This is a genomic window from Bombella sp. ESL0380 (genome assembly GCF_009725805.1).
In the GTDB taxonomy this organism is placed as follows: domain Bacteria; phylum Pseudomonadota; class Alphaproteobacteria; order Acetobacterales; family Acetobacteraceae; genus Bombella; species Bombella apis.
In genome coordinates this window covers 46,047-66,112 of the sequence record NZ_WNIH01000005.1, presented here as the reverse complement: position 1 = coordinate 66,112, position 20,066 = coordinate 46,047, and the positions used below count along the sequence as shown (strand labels likewise).

Genomic DNA, 20,066 nt, shown 5'->3' with positions numbered 1-20,066 from the left:
CTCTGTCGTGTCGGGCTAGCGGGAGGCCGGGGAGGGAACAGGGGCGGCGGACAGCCTGTAACGGCGGGTGGCATCCCACAGCAGAAGCCCTCCCCCGAGGGTAATGGGCAGCAGAACCTCCGTCCATAGCAGGGGCACGAGTGATGGGTCTCTTTCCGCCAGATTCTTGAGCATCAGGGACAGGATCATCAGCCCCACGACGCTCAGGATGGCCACTGTTGGCCGGATGATGTTGCCATGGCGGCTGAAACGCCCCCGCAGCACGCAGAGCAGTCCGATCATGCCGTAGGACAGGCAGGCCAGCGGGCCGGTCAGGCGTGTCCAGCCTTCGATGAGCAGCTTGTTGCGTGCATGGGGGGACAGATCGCCCTGTGGGTGGAAAAGCTGGGACATGGTCAGTTCCGCCACGTCCGGGCTGAGGGCCTGGTCATGTGGGGAGCCGAAATCCAGCGTTTCAAGCTGGAAGAGCAGGGTACTCAGCTCCCCGGTCCGGCGGTTAAGTGTCTGGCGGGAGCCGTTATGCAGGATCAGGCGCAGCGTATTGCCGTGCGGCTCTGCCAGCCCATCCTCGGCAAGGATGGTCACGGGATTGGTCGGAACCCGGTTGTCCTCAATCATGATACCACCAAAACTGTCATCGCTGCGGCGTTCGCGGACATAAACGGTCATGGCTTTCGAGATGGGGGTGAAGACCCCTTCTTCCAGCAGGAAGGCGGCCGCCCGGTTGCGGATTTCCAGCTCATACCGGTGGAAGTGATGATAGGCGAGAGGTGCCCCCCACAGGCTCAATCCATAAGCTGTCAGAGTGGCAAAACCGGCGCAGAGCAGGCCGGGGCAGGCCAGTCGTAGAGGGGACAGACCGGTAGCCTGGAGGATGGTCAGTTCCCGGTCACTGTCCAGCCGCTGATAGACCCAGAGAATGACGAGGAAGCAGGTCACCGGCAGAATGACGGTGATGAAGGAGGGGAGCATCAGCAGGGTCAGATGCAGGAAGGCTGGCAGGGAGAGACCGTGCTGGACGATCATGCCGATGAAATGCAGCGACTGGGTCAGCCATATCAGGGCAGTGGCTCCGCCCGTCAGGGCGGCCAGTCCCAGAAGCAGGTGCTGGAGGATGTAACGTTCCCGCAGGGGGAGGAGCCTTTCGGGTTTTATGAGGCGCCCGCCCCTGCCTGCATGGAGCCGGGCCATGTCAGGTTGGGGGAGCGGCAGAATCCGTCGGGCGGGGAGCGGCCGCCCGTTTCAGCCTGTCTTTCAGGGCACGGCCCAGCCCGGCATCCGGCAGGGGAGCCACGGCTATGCCGGCCAGTCCCTGCCGACTGGCAGATTGGTCCAGCTGGCGCAGGCTGGCAAACAGGCGGCGGGCAGCTTCTTCCACATTGCCATCGGGGCTGAGATTGAGGGTGAGGCTGGAGGAAACTGTCTCAGCCTGTGTGTCCCCAAAGGTCAGGAAGGCCTCATCGGGTTGGGCGTGGGTAGCATCCAGCCTGACAGGCAGGGACGGTGCATAATGGGATGAGAGCTGCCCCGGGGCGTTGGGGTGGCTGGTGCCATCAGCTGCGCCAGCATGGTCGGCCACAATGATGGGACCGCAGATTTCCTGCAACTCTTCCAGCGTCACGCCTCCGGGGCGGCGGAGTATGGGGCGGGACCCGGAGAGGTCCAGCACGGTGCTTTCCAGCCCGACGGCACAGGGCCCCGTGTCCAGCACGGCATCAATCCGGCCTTCCAGCTCGTCCAGAACGTGACGTGCGGTGGAAGGGCTGACCCTGCCGGAACGATTGGCGGAAGGAGCCGCAATGGGAGCCCCGGCCAGGCGGAGCAGGTCTTCCACCGCACGGCCTTTGGGAACACGGACCGCCAGCGTTTCCAACCCTGCGGTGACCGCCTGTGCAATACGGCTCTTCGCATGGCGGGGCAGGATGAGTGTCAGCGGCCCGGGCCAGAAACGCTGGGCCAGACGTCGGGCCATGTCATGCAGGGGAATGGCCATGTCGGCCTCGGCAAAGGCGGCATCAGCTGAAGCGAAATGACTGATGAGGGGATTGAAGGATGGGCGTCCTTTTGCCTTGAAGATACGCTCCACTGTCCGCTGTGAGGTGGCCAGCCCTCCCAGCCCGTAGACCGTTTCCGTCCCGAAGGCGACCAGAGCCCCCTGCCGGAGCAGCCGGGCTGCACGCCGGATACCATCATGGTCCTGGTCGAGCCGTTCTGTGCGGTGATGGGAGGAGGCAGTATGGGGCATGGTGATGATACCGGGTGATGAAGCGGGGAGGGGGAGAGAGTTGGGAGGGGGAGGTCAGTCCTGCGAATAGCCGGTGCAGAAGAAGGGGGAGTTGAGCCAGCCCTTTTTGCCGTAGCGCAGTGTCTGGCCTGCATCGTCCAGCAGGTGCCCGCCTGCGGCTTCCAGGATGGCCTGCGGGGCAGCGGTGTCCCATTCCATGGTCGGACCGAAGCGGGGGTAGAAATCAGCCTTGCCCTCGGCAATGAGGATGATCTTGGCGGCAGACCCCATGTGCGTGACGGACTGGACATGCCGCCCGGCCAGCCATTTTTTCAGCAGGGCCTCGGATGTGTGGTGAGATGATGTCAGAACCCGCAGCCCATCCGGTCCCGGCTCTGTCGTCCTGATGGGGTGGCGCTGCGTGCCGATCAGCTGGAAGGCTCCCTGCCCGATACCCCCGCCATACACGCCCTGTCTGGCGGGCAGGGCCACGGCACCCAGCACGGGCCTGTTGTTGCGGATCAGCCCGATATTGATGGTGAAATCTTCCCCTCCGGCGGCGAACCCCCGTGTGCCATCAAGGGGATCAATCAGCCAGTAGCTATTGCCCGCCGGGACATGGATGCCTGCGGCATGTTCCTCTTCCGCAATGGCGGGGATGGCCGGGCAGGCGTCCCGCAGGCGGGCGAGGATGTGGCGCTCCGATGCCTTGTCTGCTTCCGTGACAGGCGAGGAATCGGCCTTGATCTCGGTCTGGAACCCACGGTCACGGATCTCTCTTACGATCCCGGCGGCTTCGGTGGCAATTTCCAGAGCCAGCGTCAGCAGCTCATGGTCGTGTGGGAGGGTCTCGGGGGAAACAGTCATGGCAACAGGTTACCGTATTATGGATCATTCGTCACTTCTCCTCTTCTCTGCTATGATGGGCGGACTGAAAAGAGGAAGTCCCATCCCGTCACGCTCATGTGAGGCTGGTCCGCCAGTCCTGGCCGGGGCTGAGGCTTTCTTTGCAGATGAGGGCAGGGTCCATGCTGTTCCTGCAGAAGGTGGGGCCTGCCAGAAGAATGAAACAGGATGATCATGATCGATATTTCTTTTACAGCAGCAGCCCGCCCGGAAGATGGTAATGGCCTTTCCGCTGTTCTGCTCTGTCATGGAGCGGAGTTTGCACAGGGTGCCGTGTTCCGCCAGCATGATGAGGCTCTGGGCGGTGCCCTGTCCCGTGCTGTTTCCTTGCGGGACTTCTCTGGCAAGGCCGGACAGACTCTCAGCCTGACAGCTCCATCAGCGGCTGTGGCGCAGTTCCACCTTCTGGGCTGCGCCCCGGCGGATGATGAGCCGCAGAGTGTTGGGACGGCGGCCCGGAGTGCCGGGGGTGAGGCTGTGAAACTGCTGAAGGCCAGCGGTGTCGAGGCGCAGGACGCTGCCTTGCTGCTGGAAGCCGGGCAGGCGCCGCTGGCGGCGGAAATCGCCCTGGGTGCCCAGCTGGGTAGCTATCGGTTTGACCGCTACAGAACGGTAAGCAGCAGGACACCGGCCCTTCAGGCACTGCATGTGGTCCTGCCTGATGCCGGACAGCTGGCAGAGGCCCGGGCAGGCTGGAAGGAGCTGGAAGGGCTTGGCAGAAGTGTTTTCCTGACGCGGGACCTCGTCAACGAGCCCGCCAATGTCCTTTTCCCGGAGGAATTTGCACAGCGCATCAAAGAGCTGGAATCTCTGGGGCTGGAGGTCGAGGTGCTGGACCGTGCCCGGATGGAAGAGCTTGGCTTTGGGGCCCTGCTGGGCGTGGCGCAGGGCAGCGAGAAGCCGCCTTTCACCGTCATCATGCGGCATAGGGGGGCTGCCGGGACTGACAGTGCGCCGCTGGCCTTCATCGGCAAGGGTGTGACCTTTGATTCCGGTGGCATTTCCATCAAGCCCGCTGCTGGCATGGATGAAATGAAGATGGACATGGGCGGTGCTGCCGCTGTTGTGGGCGTGATGAGCGCTCTGGCCCGCCGGAAGGCACCGGTCAATGCCGTGGGGGTTGTCGGCCTTGTGGAAAACATGGTTTCCGGGGCGGCCCAACGTCCGGGTGACATCGTGAAAAGCCATAGCGGGCAGACCATCGAGGTGCTGAATACTGATGCGGAAGGGCGTCTCGTTCTGGCGGATCTCCTGTCCTACACACGGCAGACTTTTGAACCGGCCCTGATGGTCAATCTGGCCACGCTGACAGGGGCCATTGTCGTGGCTTTGGGCAGCGATCATGCTGGGCTGTTCAGCAATGATGACCAGCTTGCCAGTGCGTTGGCCCAGGCTGGTGAGGAAAGCGGTGAGACCCTGTGGCGCATGCCGATGGGGGCCTCTTACAATCGCCGGATTGATTCCGACATTGCCGACATGAAGAACATCGGGGGACGGCCGGGCAGTTCCATTCTGGCAGCCGAATTCCTGAAGCGTTTTGTCGGGGATACACCCTGGGCTCATCTGGATATCGCCGGCACAGCGTGGGCAGAGCAGGCTTCTGCCATTACCCCTAAAGGTGCCAGTGGGTTTGGTGTACGGCTGCTGGACCGGTTTGTCCGGTTGCATCAGGAGAGAACGTCCCGGTACTGAGGGATGGAGAGACGGGCAGTCCCCGCAGGGGGGCATGTCCGGGCTGGCCCTTGCTGGTTTCCCCCCTGTGGGAAAGGAAACCGGCAAGGGCTTTTCATGAAAGAGGCATGACATGCAGGAGCCGTCTGATGGGCTGGTCACGCACAGGGTGTATCCGCCGCAGGACGTGCAGGTGGGGTTCTATCATTTGACACGGACGTCTTTTGAAACCGCCCTGCCTGCCCTGCTGAACCGGACGCTTGAGGCTGGCGAGCGTGCCGTGATCCGCTGTCAGGATGCCGGGCAGGTCAAGATGCTGGACGAGGCCCTGTGGGCCACGCCTGCCGGTGTCTGGCTGCCACATGGCAGCCGTGCGATGGGCCATGCGGACCGCCAGCCTGTCTGGCTGACAGCGTGTGATGAATTACCCAATGGCGGCGCCTTCCTGTTCCGCATGAATGGGGCCTGGGATGGGGCGCTGACGGGGTTCAGGAGGATTTTCGACCTGTTCAACGGGCATGACGGGGACGCCGTCCAGCAGGCCCGTCTGCGCTGGAAAGAGATGAAACAGGCCGGATACCGCCTGACATACTGGCAGCAGGACGCCAGAGGTTGGAGAAGGGCAGGGTAAAGCCGGACATGTCGTTTCATGACCCTTTCATGGTCTGTCTGCTGGTTTTTATGGCCGTGCTGCTCTGTGGGGAGAGGCATGTCCGCATTTTTGTCAGCGGGCTCTGGCGTTCCGTGCCACTGGCTCTCTGGCGGCGGGGCGGCTGCCACATGGCAGGCATGGTCGTGGCCATGCTGGCGCTGGCAGTCTCGCACCATGTAGGGGCGGCGGCCTGTCTGGTAGCCGTGTCGCTCACCCTCATGGGAGGAGGGACCGTTTTTCAGCCCGTCTGGGGGATTCCGGCGCTGGTTGGGTATGGTCTGCTGCCTGATGGGGCAGGGGGCGTGGGGTTGATGGCCGTCTGTCTCTGGGCTGCGGGCCGGGCCGGCAGCGATGGGGCGGCCCGTCTGGTCGCCCTGTTCCTGCTGCTGGGGCTGGGGCATGGGTTGGCTGCTCTGCATCCTCTGGGGTGGGTTCTGGCCGCTGTCGGTCTGGCGGGGGTATGTCTTCTGGCCGGGGCGTGGCCGGACCGGCTCTCCCTGTATCGGCACTGTCGGTTGGTGCGGCCCGTGCTTCTGTTGGGCATTGTGGAAATTTCACGCCAACAGGGCATGGACCTTGGGGTGGAGGGTGCCCTTTTTGCGCTTCTGCTGGACCTTGTCTGTCAGTCTCTGGCTGTGATCTGGCACCGGGCGGCCCTGCTGCTGTTGCCAGCTCCGCCGTTGCCGGGATTTGTCGTAGGGTGGGTTGGTCTTCATGCGGCTTTGGGGTTGAGCAGCAGTACGGAAGGATGGACCGTGGTGGGCTGTTTGCTGGGGGTGGCCATCATGGGGCTGGCCTGTGGGGATGGCATGGTGCTGCTGGGTGAAGGTGCGGCCGTCCTGCCAGAGGAGCGCCGCCGGTCCTGGATATGGGGTCTCTTTCTGGCCATGGGGCTGCCTTCGGCCTGTGGCATGGTGGCAGGCTGGATGACGGGCCATGGTGCGGGTTGGGCGGCCTGGTTGTATGGCCTGTCCGGTGGTGATGGCAGTCTGATGGCCCTGCCGCTTTTCTGGGCGGGCCTGCTGCCTCTCTGGTTCTGCCTGTCCCGTGGGCGCTGGCGTGATGGGCCGGATGCTGGCCTGCAACGGGATGGAGGGAGCAGCCCCATGCTGGGTAGTCTCCAGCCTTACATGCAGGCACAGCCTGTCCGTCCCCGGGGCCTGCGGCGGTGGTTGATGCGGGGGCAGCGGCAGGTTCGCAGTGTTCGTCTTTCCGCAAGGGAGATTCTGTCCCTTCTCCCTGTGCAGGAGCCGGAAGCAGTTTTCTGGCTTGTCTTTCTGGGGGGTGTGCTGGTTGTCATGGGGCTGGCGCAATGATGGGCATGGTTCTGCTTTCTGGCCTTCGTGTTCTGCTGGAGCTGAGCCTTCAGCTGGCCGTGATCCTGCTTCTCCTGCCGGTAATGTTCTGGCTGGGGGAGGATGTTCCGGCCCTGCTGGTTGGCAGGGCTGTGGCACCATTGCGGGAGAGATATGGCCGGATGGCTGCATTCTGGCGGCTGACCCTGCGGCATGGCCTGCCGCTGGAGGATGGGCTGATGCTGGCTCTGGGGCTGCTGGTGCTGCTCTGTCTGGCGGGTTTGTCCATCGTCATGCCGGATGTCGGTGCCGTGATGGGTGCATGGCTGGCGGACCCGTTGCTGATGGGGAGTGTTCTGCTGGCTGGCGCTTTCTGGGCTGTCCCGGGGCCGCTCTGGTGGATGCATGGACGCTGCTGCCTAGTCCTCTGTCTGACAGAAGCTTTCATCGTGCTGGCGGCTCCGGGTGTGACCGGCCTGCGGGGTGTGCAGCAGCTTTTGCTGGCGGCACCGGGGTCCAGTCTGGCTGGGACAGCCCTCTGCTGTGCCGTGGCGCTGGCCCTGACGACCTCCCTGCCGGATCGCCAGACACTGGCTGATGACATGGTGGCGAGGGGCCAGCCTGTTGGCCGGTTGGCACGGGATCAGCGACAGGTGATCGTGGGCGTGTATCATGCTGGCTGGTCGCTGCTTCTGGGGGATCTTCTGCTGCCTGTCCTGTTTGGTCTGGAGGGGCCGGGGGGAGTTCTCGGGCTGTCTGTCAGGTTCGTGGGGGGGAGTGTTCTGGTAGCTCTGGGGCAGATGACAGGCATGAGACGGCATGGACGGTTTGTGGCCCTTCTGCTGGGGCTGGCCGGGTTGATGGCGCTTGCCGGGAGGTTTGCCGTATGATGGCCGGGTTTGCCTGCGCACTGGTATTCGTTCTGCTGAGGCTGGGGCGGGATGGTCGCTGGCTGCCGCTTTATGGCGGGTTCTGCGCCATCATTGCGGGGACATCCGGTACGGGAGGGCTGGCAGGTCTCTGTGCCCTGCTGCTGCCGGTCTTCAATCTGATCCTGTGGGGGCTCGTGCGGCATTTTGCTGTTGGCCAGCAAGGGCGTCTCCTTGCCAGTGGGCGGGGTTTGCTGCCTGTCGTGATGACATTGCTCCTTCAGGTTGTTCTGGCTTTCTTTGGGGCAGGTCTCGGACTGGTGCCGACTTTTGGCATCGGTCTGGTGCTGGCCGGTTTGTGTGCAGCAGCCTGTGGTGTGGCTCTGGCCCAGTTCTGCGGGCTGATCATGGCTGTGGATGGCCTCATGGTGATGGCGGCCATCCTGCCTTCATGGGGGCTGTTCGTGACGGCTGTGGCACTCTGGGCGGTCATGGTGTTCCTGGCACTTGTGCTTCTGCCCCGGCTGGCCTGGCTGCGGGTGGAGGAAGGGTGATGATGCTGGCTGCCGCGTCTTTCTCTTCCGGACTGTTTGCGTCTCCTGTGCTGTTCGGGTTGATGTGCTGGCCGTTTCTGGTGGTCTGGGTCCTGTGGGCTTCACGCCGGCCCGATCAGGCCAGCTTCATGGCACGGCTGGGGCTGGGTCTCAGTGGCCTGGCCCTGTTGGGCTGTTCGTCCGGCATGACGTGGGGACAGGAGGTCTGTCTGGCCATGGAGGCCTGTGTACCGGCGCTGCTCTTTGTTCTGCGGGGCAGAACTGAACCGATCACGGGGACGGCGTCCTTCAGGGAAGGGATGAGCGTCTATCTGCCCTTTCTGGTAACAGGTTGTGTGTTTATGGGGCTTCTGCTGCGCCCCCCTCTGGCAGCCCTGTTTTTTGATGGTGCCGGGACTGTCCTGCTGGCCTGGTGGGATGGCCGGGCAACCCGGCGGGCCATGCCTGCCTGGGAGGTGGTCCGTCTGCGGCTGAGTGGCCTGATACTGGCGGGGCTTGGCTTTGCAGTGATGCAGGGAGGGGGTGTGTTTTCCAGCAGCGAGAGTGCAGCCCAGGTTGGGCAGGTTCTGGCGCTGACAGGGTTGTGCATGATGGCGGGGCTGGGGAGTGCCGTGTCCAGCCGGGCAGAGCTGGTCCTGCTGGATGCGGGGCTGCGTTTTGTTCCGCTGTTTCTTATGGCGCTGCTGGCCGTGACCCCTTTCATGCGGCACCTCATGGTGGTGGCTGGACTGCTGGCTCTGGCAGGCACGTTTCTGGGGCGACAGGGCAGTTTTCCACTTCTTTCATGGATGACGGGTTTGGGCGTGCTGGCTGCGGGAACAGGGCAGATGCCATGCCTTCTCCTGCTTTATGGGGGCGCCCTGCTCGCCACGGCCTTGCGGCTGGGATGTGATGGCCTGCTTCTGGGAGGTGTGGCTGCCCTGCCGGTGCAGATGGTCCTGCCCGTCATCATGATCGTACTGGCTGTCATGGCGCCGCTGCTGGGCTGGCCGGCCCTGCTTGGGCTGCTGGCCTGTGTGATGCTGGGATTCCGGCATCTGGAGCTGGAAACCATGCCGCAGGGTGTTCTGGCCGTTTGGCAGCGTGGTGGCTGGGTGATGCGGGAGCTCCTTCTGCTGCTGGTTCTTCTGGCCCTGCTGGCCGTTGCGCTGCTGGTCTGGGGAGGCATGCTGGTTCCTCCCTTGCCTGACCTGAAAGGACATTGAACATGACGGAAGGATCAGTCGTCCTGCCCGAAGGGGAGCGTGTCGGGCTGTTTCATTACCGTGTGACGGCGGAGGGCTGGCTGCATCTGTTGCAGCAGAATGTCCGGCTGATGTCCCTGCTGGGTTTCTGGGCGGATGAGGAATGGGCCACGGCCCTGTTCCTGTTACAGGGTGAGCAGCCTTTGCTGCTCAGTACAGCGGTGGTGCAGGGGCGTTATCAGGCAGCCTCGCAGTATTTCCCGGCGGCCCAGTGGGGGGAGCGTATGGCCAGGGACCTCTGGGGTGTGGAGGCCTGGTCTGCGTTGGATGACAGTCCGGCTTTGGATGATGGCAGCTGGTCCCTTGCGGCGCCATTGTCTGCCCGTCCCCTGCCTGTCAGCGAGGGGACGGGGCAGCCTTTGCCACGATGCAGGATTGCGCCCTTCCGTACGGCCATACCGGGCCTGCTGGGTGTGGATTATGTGCTGGCCGACGGTGTGATGCAGCAGGTGGAGGTGCAGATTGCGGCTGGCCATCGTGGTGTCCTGTCCCGTCTGGTCGGGTTGACACCGCAGGAGGCCATGCCGCTGGTGGCCCGGATTTCGGCAGGTGGGTTTGTGGCCCATCCTCTGGCGTTCGTCCGGGCGCTGGAGCAGGCAGAAAATCGCCAGATAGACCCACGGGAGCGGGACAGACGGCTCATTTTGCTGGAGGTGGAGCGGCTGGGGCTGCATCTGTTTGATCTGGCGCAGACGGCCCATCAGGCTGGTGCTGGCCTGATGGCGAGCCTGTGCGACCATGCCCGGGAGCATCTTGCGGGTCTCTGTACGGCGCATGGTCTGTCCCGCCGTCTGACAGACAGCATCAGGCTGGAGGGAAGCAGTGGCGTTGATGCGATGATTCCGTTTGTTCAGGCCGTGGTGCAGGGGATGGCCCCACGGCTGGAGCAGATCAGACAGCTGGCCCGTTTGTCGGATGGACGGTTGAAGACCATAGCCACCGTGCCGACAGAACTGGCGTGGGATTATGCGCTGGGTGGGGTGATTGGCCGGGCCAGTGGGCGGTATCTGGACATGCGTTACATGGATGAGGGTGTCCGCACGCGGGCGATGGGTGGGGCTGGGCGTCATGAAGGGGATGCCTGGGCACGCAGTCGGCAGCGTCTGGCAGAAAGTCAGGAAGCCCTGAAAATCCTGGAGTGTATTGTCGCCGATTATGGTGCGGAGAGTGAGCGCCAGGCCATGCCCCGTACTGATGAAGGGTTGGGCGTGGCCGAGGGAGCCCGAGGAGATGTCTGGTACCATGTCGTGCTGAAGGAGGGACGGTTGGCCAGTGTGCAGATACGGGATCCGCTTGTGCCTCTTCTGGCCGTGCTGGGTTCCGTGCTGGAAGGGCATGAGCCGGAACAGCTGGGGCTTGCGCTGGTATCTCTGGGCCTGTCGCCCGCCGGAGTTGCCTTGTGAGGTGGCCTGCCTGAAAAGCTCTGGTATCCGTCAGGGTGTTATATTATAACATATAAAATATGATTTAAGATTCATCATGCGCTGTGTGAGGGGCTGTGCGGTTTATCAGACAGGGCGTTGCCCTCATGCTGGGTGGAGGGCTGGTCTGCCCGGTCCTGACGGTGCTGCCCGCGCAGGCCCAACCGCCAGTGGCGGAGCCTGAGACGGCCGGGACGGTGAAAACTCCCTCAGCATCAGAACATTCTCGAAACAGGGGCAACGGACCAGCACATCAGGCAGCACAGGCCCGTTTCCAGCCTGTCGAGCAGTTGACGGTCACAGGGTCTTACCTTCAGGGTGGGCGGAAGACATCCCCCAATCCCGTGCAGACCATCACGGGGAAGGAGATACAGCGCAGTGCCGTGACGTCTCTGGGGGACTATCTGCAAAGGATGCCTTCCATCGGCTCATCCGGTTCGCCGAACAGCCTGACCAACGGGGGCAAGGGGGCATCCTGCACGGACCTTCGGAATCTGGGGCAAGGGCGGGTGCTTGTGCTGATTGACGGGCACAGGGCGACCCTCAATGCCGGGTCCGAATGTGTAGACCTCAACACCATCCCGTTGCAGCAGATCGAGAAGGTGGAAATTCTCAAGGATGGCGGGTCCGGCCTGTATGGGGCGGATGCCGTGGCGGGGGTCATCAACATCCATCTGCGGCACGACCTCACGGGCAGCAACATCACCATGCGGGGGAGCATTGCGCAGGCCGGGGATGCCCGGGGTGGCGAGGTCTCCGCCTATCACGGCATGAATTTTGATGAGGGGCGGGGCAACGTCACGCTGGCGGGCAGCTACAGCACGACCGGCCCCATCTATAACCGGGACCGCAGCTGGTCAGCCCTGCCACAGAATGACAATCCGGCCACGGGCAGCCCCAGTTACGGGTCGTCCATCATTCCTTCCGGCGTGCTCATCAATCCGCAGACGGGGCAGAAGATGGTGCCGGACGGGCAGGGCGGCTTCCGCCGCTTCACCAGGGACGATCTGTACAATTTTGCCCGCTATTCCACGATCATGAACCGCCATGATGACGGCACGGCCTCTCTTGATGCCCATGAGCGGTTTTCCCGGTTCGTGACGCTCTATGGCACCATGCGATACAGCCATACGCTCGTGGAACGGACCCAGTCGCCAGCGCCGGTGCAGGGGAGTGTCCCGCCATCCACACTGCCGTCTTCATGGCTGCTGCCGGCGGCCAGTCCGTACAATCCGTGGGGGCGGGATGCGTCCATCATCAAGCGGATGGAAGATGTCGGGCCACGGCGCAATCACATCAACACTGATACATGGACCTTCCTGCCCGGCCTGAAAGGACAGCTGGGAGCCGGGTGGGATTATGACCTCTCCTATACCTACGGGCGCAGCCATCTGTCCTCTCACACGCAGGACATGATCAATTACCGCAACCTGCTGGAAACGACAGGGACGAGACAGCTGGATGTGACGGATTCCCGCAGTCCCGTGGTCTATGACCCGGGCATATGCCAGGCGGCGCAGGGCTGCGTGTTGCAGAATCCTTTTGCGCCTTACAGCCAGCAGGCGAAGGATCATGTCCGGTTCACCCAGAAGGACCGGGCCACCTATCAGCTGCGGGACACGATGCTGCGCCTGCGGAACCCGCATCTCTTTGCCCTGCCGTGGATGTATGGCGGGCCGGTCGGGGTGGCGGCAGGCATGGAACATAGGGGGGAGCAGCTGAGCTATCACCCTGATGCCCTCGTGGCGCAGGGGGCGTCCACAGGGGCGGCGGGGGCCTATACGGGCGGTGGGTTCACCGTTTCGGAGGGTTATGGAGAAATCCAGCTTCCCCTGCTGCGGCGTGCGCCACTGGCCCGGGACCTGACGGTTGACCTTCAGGGCCGTGTCTCTTCATACAGTCATTACGGAACACCGCTGAACTGGAAGACCGGCCTGCACTGGGCACCGGTTCAGGACGTGGCCTTCCGGGGGACGCTGGGCACCTCGTTCCGGCAGCCGGGGCTGTATGATGTCTATGGCGGCCAGACATTGAGCTATGCTTCTGCATCCGATCCCTGCGCCCATGTGGGAAGCTATGGCAGCCGTGCGGGAGCGGTGCAGGCACGGTGCCAGAAGGAAGGAATCAACCCGGCCAGCTTCACCTCTTCACTGGTCGGGCAGCTGCCGACCCTCTCCGGTGGCAATCCTCGGCTGGGGCCGGAATATGGGCGTACGGCAACGGTCGGCATGGACATCACGCCCCACTCTCTCAGGGCGTTGCGGCTCTCTGTCGATTACTGGCATTACAGCCTGCGGGACATGATCTCGACCCTCAGCACGCAGACGCTTCTGGATGGATGTTACACGGGCAGCGAGCCGGATTTCTGTAGTGCCATCCTGCCCCGTTCCAGCAGCGGGCAGATCACGGCCATCAAGGCCCTGCCGCAGAATGTCGGTGCCCTGAAGACGGATGGTCTGGATTTCAGCCTGCATTACAGCCTGCCCCTGGGCGACAGGGACCAGCTGAGCCTTCATGAAAACACCCAGTATCTTCTGAATTACAGGCAGAAGCTGACCCGTAACGGGAGCTGGCAGGACTATACAGGTCGTCTGCTCTATCTGAATGGCAGTGGCCGACCACGGGAGCAGCATTACATCAGCACGACATGGCGGCATGACCATGTCAGCCTCATCTGGATGACACGCATCATCAGCGGGATGAGGATGAATGACGGGCACCGTGATCTTGACCCGGCCACATCCGGGCGGACCCACGTGGGAGGAACGATCCTGCATGACGTGACGGTGTCAGGGACGTGGCACCAGTTCCAGCTGATGGGAGGCATCAGCAACCTGTTCAACCGTCGGCCGCCCTTCGTGCCGGATGGGGCCTTCAATACCGCCTTTTCCCAATATTCAGGCTACATTGCCGGAAGAAGTTTCTTTCTCCAGATGGGGGCTGATTTTTAGCCGGGCAGATGACCGTCAGGGGAGCTGGTGCGCTGGTGATGTGGAGCGGCGTTGTTCCTCTGAAGTCCCCATCACTCTGGGCAGGAACGGGCTGGCTGCCGGGGCAGGTGATGGTCCGCCCCCGGATGAAGGAAAAGGCCGGGGTGGTGCAGTCGTTCCGGCAGAGGAAAGCCCATGCCTGCTTCAGCAGGCAGAGCGGGTGCAGCCGGTGCAGCATGAAGACGGAGAAGGCGGCCTCTTCATGGTGGTTGTGGTGGAACAGCCGGAACGGACCGCCATAAAGCCGCCCTTTGGAGATGATGGTGAGGCGGGACTGGTAGCATCGGCCATCCACGTCTGTCTCGAATGCGGGGAAGGGATAGGTGGACAGCAGGCGCAGGGCAGTGACGGCATAGGCGGCCCGGCCGATCCGTTTCTTGAGGGCCGTGGAGAGCTGCTGCACCACCCAGCCATCAGGACCGACCCCGACCATCTGGAGGAACAGGGTTGGGCTGGCCTGTCCTTCTGTGGTGAGCCAGCCCGGCCAGAGCGTGCGGGTCTGCCCGCTGGCGATCAGGGTGGCGTTGCGGGCGTCATGGAAGGGGACGCCCAGCTCCAGTGCCAGCACATTGGCAGAGCCGACAGGCCAGAGGGCCAGAGGGCAAGACTGGCCCAGCATGGCGTGGGCAATTTCGGCAATCGTTCCATCCCCTCCACCGGCAATGATGAGGTCCGCTTCTGGCAGGTGGATTTTCACGATCTCCGCAGCATGGCCCCGGTAGCGGGTTTCCATGACACGCACGTCCAGCCCGGCCTGTTCCAGATGCTTCACGAAGGCAGCCTGCCGCCGGGGAGAGTGATGCCCCGCTGTCGGGTTGATGATGAGCAGTGCTCTGCGGGGATGGGGGTGCGGTGAGGAGGATGGTGGGTGCATGGCGGGGGAGGGTACTTCACTCTGGGCCGGGACACTATATAGTGCCCGGCATGAACCTTCTGTTACAGGTTCTGCTGTTTTGTTCCCATTGTGAGGATCACATCTGCCATGCAGTCAGCTCCCCTGACCATGATTCTTGCTTTTCTGGATGTACAGAAATGGCGCCCCCGCCCCGTGAGGCGGCAGGGGCGGCGCATCAGGCTGTTCACGCTTGAGGCGGGAAGCTGCGAAGGCTGTGCGATGGAACTGGTGTCTCTGGGAAGCAGCGCCTACCCGTTGGAAGGGAGCGGGTTTCAGAGGGTCCAGCATCCGGAGGATGCGGACTGGCTCCTTGTCACCGGCTCTGTGACACGCTCCTGCGCAGGCGATCTGGCCAGTGCGTGGGAGGCCATGCCCGCAGGACGCAGCCTCGTGGCTGTGGGAGACTGCGCCCATGATGGTGGATTGTGGAAGAACACATACGCCACGCTGGGTGGCCTCCATGCGCTCAGCCGGGTCTATGGGTCCATCCCTGGCTGCCCGCCGTCGCCCGCATCCATTCTTCAGGCGTTGGTAGAGCTGGCAGAGGGTGGTTCATCTCCCACGGGCTCCCATGCATCTTCTGCCTCACGCCGCAGCCGCCAGTAAGACCGGCGGGAGAGTGGGATCATGACGAGATAGAGGACACCAGCTGCGGCCAGAGCGCCCCATGGTTCTGTTACCAGAATGGCGGCATAGGCACCGACACCGACCAGCATGGGCAGAATATAGCGTGATGGTACCTTGAAGTTCTTGAAGGACCAGATCGGCAGGGTGGAGACCAGCAGCAGGGCGGTGACGATCAGGCAGCCAGCGGCCAGCCATGGGGAGTGGGCGAAATGCTCGATGCCTGTCAGGTTGTTACGCTTGGCCTCCAGCCCCAGAAAGACCGGGAACAGCGCAAGCCCTGCCCCTGCCGGTGCGGGCACGCCGGAGAAGAAATTGGCGGCATATTCCGGTGCCGTATCGTCGTCCAGTGCGGAGTTGAAGCGGGCCAGCCGCAGGGCCATGCAGACCGTGAAAAGAATGAACGGGATGAAGGCCAGCCGCTGCGTGGCAGGCAGAGCCCAGAGCATGAGGATGAAGGGCGGCACGACGCCGAAGCAGACAAAGTCCGACAGGCTGTCAAATTCAGCTCCGAAACGGGATGTCCCCTTCAGCAGGCGGGCGATGCGTCCGTCCAGCCCATCCATGCAGGCAGCGATGAGCAGGGCCCCGGCTGCATGGGTAAAATGGCCTGTCATGGAAAATTTGATGGCGCTCAGCCCCGCACAGAGGCCCAGCATCGTCAGGATGTTGGGGACAAGCCGGTTGAAGGAAAGCCCACGGACCCGGCGCCGCTTGCGCCGGTATCTATGCACCATGGCCGTGTCGGAAGATGGCTTCTGCATATGTCTGGCCCTCAGAGCTTCGCTATGACCGTCTCGCCTCCGATCATCGTCTGTCCCTCCAGGACATCGGGGGTGATACCCGGTGGCAGGTAGATGTCCGTGCGGGAGCCAAAGCGGATGAGGCCAAACAGCTCCCCGGCCTGCACCTGTTCGCCTTCTTTCACATCACAGAGAATACGGCGGGCGACCAGCCCGGCGATCTGCACGACGGCCACCTGGCGGCCATCCCGGAGAGTTACGCGCAGTTCGTTGCGTTCATTATGTTCGGAGGCCTTGTCCAGGCTGGCATTGAGGAATTTGCCTGCATGATAGGCAATTTTCGTGACTGTCCCACTGACGGGCATACGGTTTACATGCACATCCAGTACGGAGAGGAAGGTCGAAACACGCCAGACCGGCTCACTGCCCATCTCCAGGGCAGCCGGCGGCGGGACCATGGAAACACCTGTCACACGTCCATCCGCACTGGCGAGGACGAGCCCTTCACCCTGTGGAGACGTCCGCCGTGGGTTGCGGAAGAAATAGAGGCAGAAGCCTGTGAACGCAAAGCCTGCTGTCCCCAGGGCCCGTGTCAGCCGCCATGGCGTGGCCCGCCCGAACACACCAGCCAGAAGGCCGATGCCCAGAAAGGGTGTTGCCGCACGGTGCGGCGGAGCAAGGACGAGTTTGAGAGATTTGATCAGTGACATGAGATTACTCATACGTCACCTGCTGGATGGGTCAAGTATTTCGTGACGGGGATGGGGAGGGCGTGGTCAGGGCTGGGTGTGTGCTTGCAGGGAAAGGTGGCAGGGGCCATCTTGGAGGCATGGCTTCCGTTATCCCGCTGTTTCCTGCGGGATAACCTCGTCTGGAGAGAGGTTTCATGAATGTGGAGATAAGGCCGGTTCCCGCCTTTCAGGATAATTACATCTGGTTCGTCCGTAAGGAGGGGCACCCCTGGGTGGTGATCGATCCCGGTGAAGCCGGGCCAGCAGAGGCGGTGCTGGGGGAAGAGGCTCCGGCTGCCATCCTGCTGACCCATCATCATGGCGATCATGTCGGTGGGGCGGCAGAACTGGCACGGCGCCACGACGTGCCGGTTTATGGTCCAGCGGATGTGGCAGGTGTCGATCACCCGCTGAAGGACGGTGATGAGGTGAAGGTGGCCGGGCTGACATTCCGTGTCATGGCCACACCGGGTCACACGCTGGATCACCTCTGCTATGCGCTGGAGGGTGGAACCCCGGCCCTCTTCAGTGGGGATACGCTGTTCAGTGGTGGGAGTGGCCGCCTGTTCGAAGGGACTGCGGAACAGCTTTTTGCCAGCTTCCGCCAGTTTGATGATCTGCCGGACGGGACATTTCTCTGCCCCGGCCATGAATACACGCAGGGGAACCTGAAATTCATTGCCTCACTGGGCAGAAGCACCCCTGCGCTGGAGGCCCGCAGGGCAGAAGTGGCGCAGCTCCGGGCGGAAGGGCGGCCCTCGGTGCCTGTTCCGCTGGGCGTGGAGCGGCAGACCAACCCGTTCCTCATGGCCCGGACGCCGGAAGAACTGGCCCGCCTGCGGAAGCAGAAAGACCAGTTCTGAGTTGTCAGGCCGTGCGGATGTCCAGCCCGATATCCAGTGCTTTCACGCTGTGGGTCAGCCAGCCGAGGGAGAGGATGTCCACGCCACTTTCGGCAATGCTGCGGGCCGTGTCGGGCGTGATGCCGCCGGAGGCCTCGGCAATGGCCCGGCCTTCGATCATGTTCACGGCCTCACGCAGCATGGCGGGGGTCATGTTGTCCAGCAGGTAGGCATCCGGCCCGTCGGGGCAGTCCAGCGCCTCGGCAAGTTGGGCGAGGGAGTCCACTTCCAGCTCGATCTTCATGAGGTGTCCGGCCCGCTGGCGGGCAGCGGCCAGTGCGGCGGGGATGTTGCTGCCGAAAAGAGCCAGATGATTGTCCTTGAGCATGATGGCATCATCCAGCCTGTGGCGGTGATTGCTGCCACCACCAGCCCGGACGGCATATTTCTGTAGGGCACGCAGGCCGGGGAGCGTCTTGCGGGTGCAGCAGATGCTGACCCCCGTACCTTCCACGGCACCCACGATCTGGCCCGTGGTGGTGGCGATTCCGCTGAGATGGGACAGCAGGTTGAGGGCCACACGTTCCCCGCCCAGCACGGCGCTGGCCGGGCCTTCCACCTCGGCCAGAACGTCGCCACGGGTGATGCGGTCGCCCTCCTGTCTGAAGGGTGTGAAACGGGTCCGGCCATCCAGAAGCGTGAAGGCCAGACGGGCACCGGGAAGTCCGGCCAGCCGTCCATCCTGCCGGGCGACGAAGGAGGCCCGAAGTGTGGGCTGGCCCTGCATGAGAGCCTGCGTGGTGACGTCGCCACCTGTGCCGAAATCTTCCCGCAGGGCGTTGCTGATGACCGGTTCCCAGAGCAGGTCGGGCAGGAAAAGCGTCTCAAGGGCCATGATGATGGGTCTCCTGGTGCTGGATGGAAGGAGGTTACAGGGGCAGGTCGGTCAGCTGCATGTCGATGTGACGGGGCGGCTGAAGACCGGGCGTGTCTTCCCGCCAGTGTGCCCCTCTCTGTTCCGGGCGGTTCAGGGCGGCCCAGCCGATGAAGGAGGCGGTCAGGGCGCAGAGATTCTGGCGGGCCAGTGGCAGGGTGCGTTCCAGAAAATTTTCCAGTCCTGTGCGGGTGCGGAGAATGCCGAGATGCTGCTGCATTTCAGCCCGGAAAGGCCAGTCCGTCGTGAAGGTGGGGCGTGCCGGTACCGTGGCAGGAGGGGGAGCTGTTCCGTCGTTCCGGCTGGTGTTGACGTCCCGCCCTGCCCATTGCCCGCAGACCAGAGCCTCCAGCAGGGAGTTGCTGGCCAGCCTGTTGGCACCATGAAGGCCGGTACAGGCGACCTCTCCGCAGGCCCACAATCCCTTTAGGGTCGTGCGGCCTGTCTGGTCCACCTTCAGGCCGCCCATGTGGTAGTGCATGGCGGGCTGGACGGGGAGAAGCTGGGTGTCCGGATCAAGACCGGCTTTTCGGCAGGCCTGTGTGATGCCGGGGAAACGTGCGCTGAAGGGGGCACCCGGCAGGGAGCGTCCATCCAGAAAAACGGTGCGTCCTTCCCGCAGCTGGGCAGCGATGGCCCGGCTGACGACATCACGGGGGGCGAGTTCTTCCGTAAAACGGTGGCCGTCATCCAGACGCAGTACGGCTCCGGCTCCCCGCACGGCCTCACTGATGAGGGAGAGGCGGCCTGTCTGGCCCGGTGAGACGAGGGCCGTAGGGTGAAACTGTGTGAATTCCATGTCCCGCAGAGTGGCTCCTGCTCGTGCGGCCAGAGCCAGTGTCGTACCCCGGTTGGAGAGCGGGCTGGTCGTGTGCTGATACAGCCCGCCGCAGCCGCCGCTGGCCAGAATGCAGTGCCGTGTGGGGATGAACCCGGCGGATGTCCATACACCCTGCACTGTCCCATCAGGGGCGTGGAACCCTTCCAGCGTGGCCTGTAGCCAGTGGATGGTGTCCTTTTCCCGGGCCTGCTGGAGAACATGCTGAAGGATGACCTGCCCGCTCCGGTCGCCACCGGCAAAGACAATCCGCTCATGGCTGTGGGCAGCTTCCAGATGGAGGGAAAGCTGCCCCTTTCCATCATGGGCCAGGGGCACGCCAAGCCGCAGGAGCGTTTCCACGGCACCCGGTCCTGCCTCGGTGATGCGCTGCACGATGGCCGGATCACACAGACCGGCACCGGCCCTGAGCGTATCCTCGGCGTGGCTGGCCGGACTGTCACCGGGACCGACCGCCGCTGCCATGCCGCCCTGGGCCAGGGTGCTGGATGTTCCTTCCCCTGTGAAGGAGGGAGCAAGCAGCACGCAGGGGCCGTCCATTTCCAGAGCCGCCATGAGGCCAGCCAGCCCGGCCCCGATGATGACTGGCCAGCCTGCGTGGCGGGAAAGGGCATGTCCCTGCATGGGACGGTC

Annotated in this window: 18 protein-coding genes; 10 read left to right on the top strand and 8 right to left on the bottom strand. The window is 63.4% G+C overall.

The window, feature by feature from the left end; translation table 11 throughout:
• Window positions 1-15: 15 nt before the first annotated feature.
• From GM608_RS06000 to GM608_RS05990, 3 genes are read right to left on the bottom strand one after another with little or no spacing between them, the layout of a single operon-like run.
• Window positions 16-1,191 (bottom strand): LptF/LptG family permease, encoded by a 1,176-nt coding sequence (locus tag GM608_RS06000; protein ID WP_249080305.1) that lies wholly within the window; start codon window positions 1,189-1,191, stop codon window positions 16-18.
• Window position 1,192: 1 nt separating this feature from the next.
• Window positions 1,193-2,245 carry an L-threonylcarbamoyladenylate synthase gene (locus GM608_RS05995; RefSeq protein WP_249109711.1) on the bottom strand — a complete coding sequence of 351 codons (1,053 nt, stop codon included), beginning with the start codon at window positions 2,243-2,245 and terminating at the stop codon, window positions 1,193-1,195.
• Between the two features lie 54 nt (window positions 2,246-2,299).
• A complete protein-coding gene (locus GM608_RS05990) occupies window positions 2,300-3,091 on the bottom strand; it encodes a 3'(2'),5'-bisphosphate nucleotidase CysQ (RefSeq protein ID WP_043557903.1) in 792 nt (263 codons plus the stop codon).
• Between the two features lie 213 nt (window positions 3,092-3,304).
• Here GM608_RS05990 and GM608_RS05985 point away from each other — a divergent pair, with 213 nt between their 5' ends.
• The 8 genes from GM608_RS05985 to GM608_RS05950 all read left to right on the top strand — a co-directional run bounded on the left by GM608_RS05985 (window position 3,305) and on the right by GM608_RS05950 (window position 13,787).
• Window positions 3,305-4,822 carry a leucyl aminopeptidase gene (locus GM608_RS05985; RefSeq protein ID WP_192848461.1) on the top strand — a complete coding sequence of 506 codons (1,518 nt, stop codon included), beginning with the start codon at window positions 3,305-3,307 and terminating at the stop codon, window positions 4,820-4,822.
• Window positions 4,823-4,934: 112 nt separating this feature from the next.
• A complete protein-coding gene (locus tag GM608_RS05980) occupies window positions 4,935-5,432 on the top strand; it encodes a DNA polymerase III subunit chi (protein ID WP_333645219.1) in 498 nt (165 codons plus the stop codon).
• A gap of 8 nt (window positions 5,433-5,440) precedes the next feature.
• Window positions 5,441-6,769 (top strand): hypothetical protein, encoded by a 1,329-nt coding sequence (locus tag GM608_RS05975; RefSeq protein ID WP_103791287.1) that lies wholly within the window; start codon window positions 5,441-5,443, stop codon window positions 6,767-6,769.
• A gap of 5 nt (window positions 6,770-6,774) precedes the next feature.
• Entirely contained in the window at window positions 6,775-7,638 is an 864-nt protein-coding gene (locus GM608_RS05970; RefSeq protein WP_154981260.1) for a hypothetical protein, read from the top strand.
• Window positions 7,635-8,171, top strand: a complete 537-nt coding sequence (locus tag GM608_RS05965) for a hypothetical protein (protein ID WP_043557906.1) — start codon at window positions 7,635-7,637, stop codon at window positions 8,169-8,171. Before GM608_RS05970 ends, GM608_RS05965 begins: the two co-directional genes overlap by 4 nt.
• Entirely contained in the window at window positions 8,171-9,376 is a 1,206-nt protein-coding gene (locus GM608_RS05960; RefSeq protein WP_103765205.1) for a hypothetical protein, read from the top strand. Before GM608_RS05965 ends, GM608_RS05960 begins: the two co-directional genes overlap by 1 nt.
• A 2-nt stretch (window positions 9,377-9,378) precedes the next feature.
• Window positions 9,379-10,818 (top strand): hypothetical protein, encoded by a 1,440-nt coding sequence (locus GM608_RS05955; protein ID WP_333645216.1) that lies wholly within the window; start codon window positions 9,379-9,381, stop codon window positions 10,816-10,818.
• A gap of 95 nt (window positions 10,819-10,913) precedes the next feature.
• Window positions 10,914-13,787 (top strand): TonB-dependent receptor domain-containing protein, encoded by a 2,874-nt coding sequence (locus tag GM608_RS05950; protein ID WP_333645215.1) that lies wholly within the window; start codon window positions 10,914-10,916, stop codon window positions 13,785-13,787.
• Here the strand turns inward: GM608_RS05950 and GM608_RS05945 are convergent.
• Window positions 13,711-14,700, bottom strand: coding sequence for a diacylglycerol kinase family protein (locus GM608_RS05945; protein ID WP_333645214.1), 990 nt, complete (start codon window positions 14,698-14,700; stop codon window positions 13,711-13,713). The genes GM608_RS05950 and GM608_RS05945 overlap by 77 nt on opposite strands.
• Before the next feature lie 108 nt (window positions 14,701-14,808).
• Here GM608_RS05945 and GM608_RS05940 point away from each other — a divergent pair, with 108 nt between their 5' ends.
• A complete protein-coding gene (locus tag GM608_RS05940; protein WP_333645213.1) occupies window positions 14,809-15,327 on the top strand; it encodes a hypothetical protein in 519 nt (172 codons plus the stop codon).
• Here the strand turns inward: GM608_RS05940 and GM608_RS05935 are convergent.
• The gene (locus tag GM608_RS05935; protein WP_081562888.1) at window positions 15,243-16,109 is read right to left on the bottom strand and encodes a phosphatidylcholine/phosphatidylserine synthase; all 867 of its coding nucleotides are present in this window, start codon (window positions 16,107-16,109) and stop codon (window positions 15,243-15,245) included. The genes GM608_RS05940 and GM608_RS05935 overlap by 85 nt on opposite strands.
• Window positions 16,110-16,120: 11 nt before the next feature.
• Complete coding sequence (locus GM608_RS05930) at window positions 16,121-16,798, bottom strand: phosphatidylserine decarboxylase (protein ID WP_043558376.1); 678 nt, start codon at window positions 16,796-16,798, stop codon at window positions 16,121-16,123.
• Window positions 16,799-16,974: 176 nt separating this feature from the next.
• On the opposite strand from GM608_RS05930, the gene gloB reads away from it, so the two are divergent.
• Window positions 16,975-17,682 carry a hydroxyacylglutathione hydrolase gene (gene gloB / locus GM608_RS05925; protein ID WP_333645212.1) on the top strand — a complete coding sequence of 236 codons (708 nt, stop codon included), beginning with the start codon at window positions 16,975-16,977 and terminating at the stop codon, window positions 17,680-17,682.
• Window positions 17,683-17,686: 4 nt separating this feature from the next.
• Here gloB and nadC read toward each other — a convergent pair whose 3' ends face one another.
• Entirely contained in the window at window positions 17,687-18,556 is an 870-nt protein-coding gene (gene nadC / locus GM608_RS05920; RefSeq protein ID WP_333645211.1) for a carboxylating nicotinate-nucleotide diphosphorylase, read from the bottom strand.
• A 34-nt stretch (window positions 18,557-18,590) separates the two neighbouring features.
• Window positions 18,591-20,057 carry an L-aspartate oxidase gene (locus GM608_RS05915; protein ID WP_249109721.1) on the bottom strand — a complete coding sequence of 489 codons (1,467 nt, stop codon included), beginning with the start codon at window positions 20,055-20,057 and terminating at the stop codon, window positions 18,591-18,593.
• Window positions 20,058-20,066: the final 9 nt, after the last annotated feature.

Coding starts and splice junctions, on each gene's coding strand:
- GM608_RS06000 (WP_249080305.1), bottom strand. CDS start 1,191: ATGGCCCGGCTCCATGCAGGCAGGGGCGGGCGCCTCATAAAACCCGAA.
- GM608_RS05995 (WP_249109711.1), bottom strand. CDS start 2,245: ATGCCCCATACTGCCTCCTCCCATCACCGCACAGAACGGCTCGACCAG.
- GM608_RS05990 (WP_043557903.1), bottom strand. CDS start 3,091: ATGACTGTTTCCCCCGAGACCCTCCCACACGACCATGAGCTGCTGACG.
- GM608_RS05985 (WP_192848461.1), top strand. CDS start 3,305: ATGATCGATATTTCTTTTACAGCAGCAGCCCGCCCGGAAGATGGTAAT.
- GM608_RS05980 (WP_333645219.1), top strand. CDS start 4,935: ATGCAGGAGCCGTCTGATGGGCTGGTCACGCACAGGGTGTATCCGCCG.
- GM608_RS05975 (WP_103791287.1), top strand. CDS start 5,441: ATGTCGTTTCATGACCCTTTCATGGTCTGTCTGCTGGTTTTTATGGCC.
- GM608_RS05970 (WP_154981260.1), top strand. CDS start 6,775: ATGGTTCTGCTTTCTGGCCTTCGTGTTCTGCTGGAGCTGAGCCTTCAG.
- GM608_RS05965 (WP_043557906.1), top strand. CDS start 7,635: ATGATGGCCGGGTTTGCCTGCGCACTGGTATTCGTTCTGCTGAGGCTG.
- GM608_RS05960 (WP_103765205.1), top strand. CDS start 8,171: ATGATGCTGGCTGCCGCGTCTTTCTCTTCCGGACTGTTTGCGTCTCCT.
- GM608_RS05955 (WP_333645216.1), top strand. CDS start 9,379: ATGACGGAAGGATCAGTCGTCCTGCCCGAAGGGGAGCGTGTCGGGCTG.
- GM608_RS05945 (WP_333645214.1), bottom strand. CDS start 14,700: ATGCACCCACCATCCTCCTCACCGCACCCCCATCCCCGCAGAGCACTG.
- GM608_RS05940 (WP_333645213.1), top strand. CDS start 14,809: ATGCAGTCAGCTCCCCTGACCATGATTCTTGCTTTTCTGGATGTACAG.
- GM608_RS05935 (WP_081562888.1), bottom strand. CDS start 16,109: ATGCAGAAGCCATCTTCCGACACGGCCATGGTGCATAGATACCGGCGC.
- GM608_RS05930 (WP_043558376.1), bottom strand. CDS start 16,798: ATGTCACTGATCAAATCTCTCAAACTCGTCCTTGCTCCGCCGCACCGT.
- gloB (WP_333645212.1), top strand. CDS start 16,975: ATGAATGTGGAGATAAGGCCGGTTCCCGCCTTTCAGGATAATTACATC.
- nadC (WP_333645211.1), bottom strand. CDS start 18,556: ATGGCCCTTGAGACGCTTTTCCTGCCCGACCTGCTCTGGGAACCGGTC.
- GM608_RS05915 (WP_249109721.1), bottom strand. CDS start 20,057: ATGCAGGGACATGCCCTTTCCCGCCACGCAGGCTGGCCAGTCATCATC.